The organism is aff. Roholtiella sp. LEGE 12411 (assembly GCF_015206995.1).
GTDB lineage: Bacteria > Cyanobacteriota > Cyanobacteriia > Cyanobacteriales > Nostocaceae > Komarekiella.
This window is the reverse complement of record NZ_JADEXR010000292.1, coordinates 1-2,182: the sequence shown is the minus strand read 5'-3', so window position 1 is coordinate 2,182 and position 2,182 is coordinate 1. Positions and strand designations below refer to the sequence as shown.

The window sequence follows — 2,182 nt, the reverse complement described above, 5'->3', positions numbered from 1 at the left end:
GTCGAACAAAGATTTCTGGGGCACAATGGAAACGAGAAAATGTTCCTCAAGTCCTGGCTCATCGCTCTGCTTACCTCAATGGATTATTGTCAGTTTGAGCCACTTCAAAAAGTGAGATGCTCCCATGAATATCGCGCTAATCACTTGCGAGAATTAAACCCCGATGAACGAACACATGGTGACTTTCTCCAAAAAATGTATGATAACCGCGATCGCATTATCCAACAAGGCAGACAAGCGATTGAGGCAGAGTTTTATCAGATTATTCGCGATCGCAATCTGGGCCCCAAATTTGCTGATGCTTTCATTACCAATGTCCGTCAGCTATTTGCCAATGCTTTAGAAAAGTTCCGCCGTGAGTCAGAAAAAGTTTGGCAACCTAACGAAATTAATCGGCAACAACAGTATGAAGCTGCACTGCAAGATATTAACCAATTCAAAAATTTGTTTGGTCTAACTAAACAAGCCCAAATGGAAAAGTATTGTGAGGAAGCTCTCACGGGTTTAGAGAGCAGCTTTATTGCGATTATTCAACGCAAAAGCCGCAGTTTATCTCTACAGGTGATTGAGCGAATTTTAGAGCATCTAGATCGCATGGAGCAGCGATTAGCGCGGTTTAATCAAAAGCTGCGACAACTACGCGATGACTTCAAACAAAAAGCAGACAAAGATGCAGATAGTGCTGATGCTTTGAAAATTAACGGGTTTAAGCTCTATAACCGTGAAGAACTCAACTTACTTTATCAGGACATGATTGAGCAGTTAGCGGGAGCCACTCAAGGTAGCAAAAGCCGCTATGAAATAGGGCTGAACCAGATTTGTACCACCATGTCGGAAGATGTTTTGCAAGATGCCAGTCCTTTGTGGAAACAGACTCGCACCGCCAAAGAAGTAATGCAGTTATTCGATATCACCCAACTACAAGAGGTAAATTATCAGGACTTTCAAGAAATAGTTGCTGCCAAAACCCAGTTAGTAGTCAAAAAATCTCCTCAAGAGAGCCGATTAAAGCAAGATTTAACAGCGTGCGATCGCCTTTTCAAAAGCTTGCAAAATGATTCAGAGGCAATTCGCAGCAACATCCGCATCGCTTATCAAAAATCCCAACCGCTGATCTTACTATCCCATGCAGTTCTCTCAAGTGCAGATGCCGGGTTTACTCCCGCCTTAAATACCAAAGTTGCTATAGTGGGGGGTCGCAACAGCACCGATCCAACTGCTATTAAACTGATCCCTTATTTACAAGAAAGAGTGGGAAGCGCCGATTCTATCACCCCTCTGGGACAACAAGAACAGCATCGGATTGTGTTTGTCCAGGAACAGGGCGGTTTTCACTGCGCTGTATAAATGGTATTACAGAGTTGCGGCAATCTTATCAAGACTGGAAAGGACAATCCATTGAAGCAAAACGAGCGCAACTCAGAGGTGAAAGCAAAGACCTCCCAGTTCCCGTTCACATTCAAAAAGAACCTCCTTTCTGGGATGTGTTTCCCGAAAATCCTGGAGTTTTTAAACTAGTTGTGCAAGCCAGAGCATTAGGTATTTTGCGGCTAGAAGAAAATCGCAGCACCAAAGAAAAAGTGATTCGCTACACCCGCGAAACTGTAATCGGCGCAGAAAATGTAGAAATTGCCTCTAGTTGGGAAGAAGCTGTGCAAGTATTAGAGGTGCTGGCGTGTCGCCCTGACAAAGAAGCAATTCAGCGTCAAGTGTCGGCAAAACTAGCCGATGCTGACCAACAAGCCCAAGACAAGCCAGCTTTGTACGACCAGCTGATGAATTATTTGAAGCAGCGAGAAGCAGAACTAGAAAAAGTTGGCGGTAGCGATAGCCCAGATTACAAACGCGAAGCCACAATTATTCAGGATTTAATCACTTCTGAGATGCAATCAGATAACAAAAGCAAAGCTACAGTTATTCATGTAATTACTCCTGAAAAGCCGCCAGATGAGCCATCTGAGGAGCCTCCAATACCAAATATTCCTTCTGTTGAGCCTTTTGTTGTCGCAGCCGCAAACGTTTTCTGTACCGAGTGTGGTATGCAGAACCCGGCTCGTTGACACTCCCCACGCCTAAAGGCGGGGGATTCCAGCGTCACTGACGTTCCTTGCTTTTACAGGTCTTGCGACCAATAGAAGTAGAGGAAACATCTCGACTGGCGTTACTTTGGGGTTGCCCACCC

General features: G+C 44.7%; 2 protein-coding genes. Both read left to right on the top strand.

The window, feature by feature from the left end; all coding sequences use genetic code 11:
- Window positions 1–111: 111 nt before the first annotated feature.
- The gene (locus IQ246_RS29460; RefSeq protein WP_208492361.1) at window positions 112–1,347 is read left to right on the top strand and encodes a hypothetical protein; all 1,236 of its coding nucleotides are present in this window, start codon (window positions 112–114) and stop codon (window positions 1,345–1,347) included.
- Between the two features lie 14 nt (window positions 1,348–1,361).
- Window positions 1,362–2,060, top strand: coding sequence for a hypothetical protein (locus IQ246_RS29455; RefSeq protein WP_194006814.1), 699 nt, complete (start codon window positions 1,362–1,364; stop codon window positions 2,058–2,060).
- Window positions 2,061–2,182 lie beyond the last annotated feature (122 nt).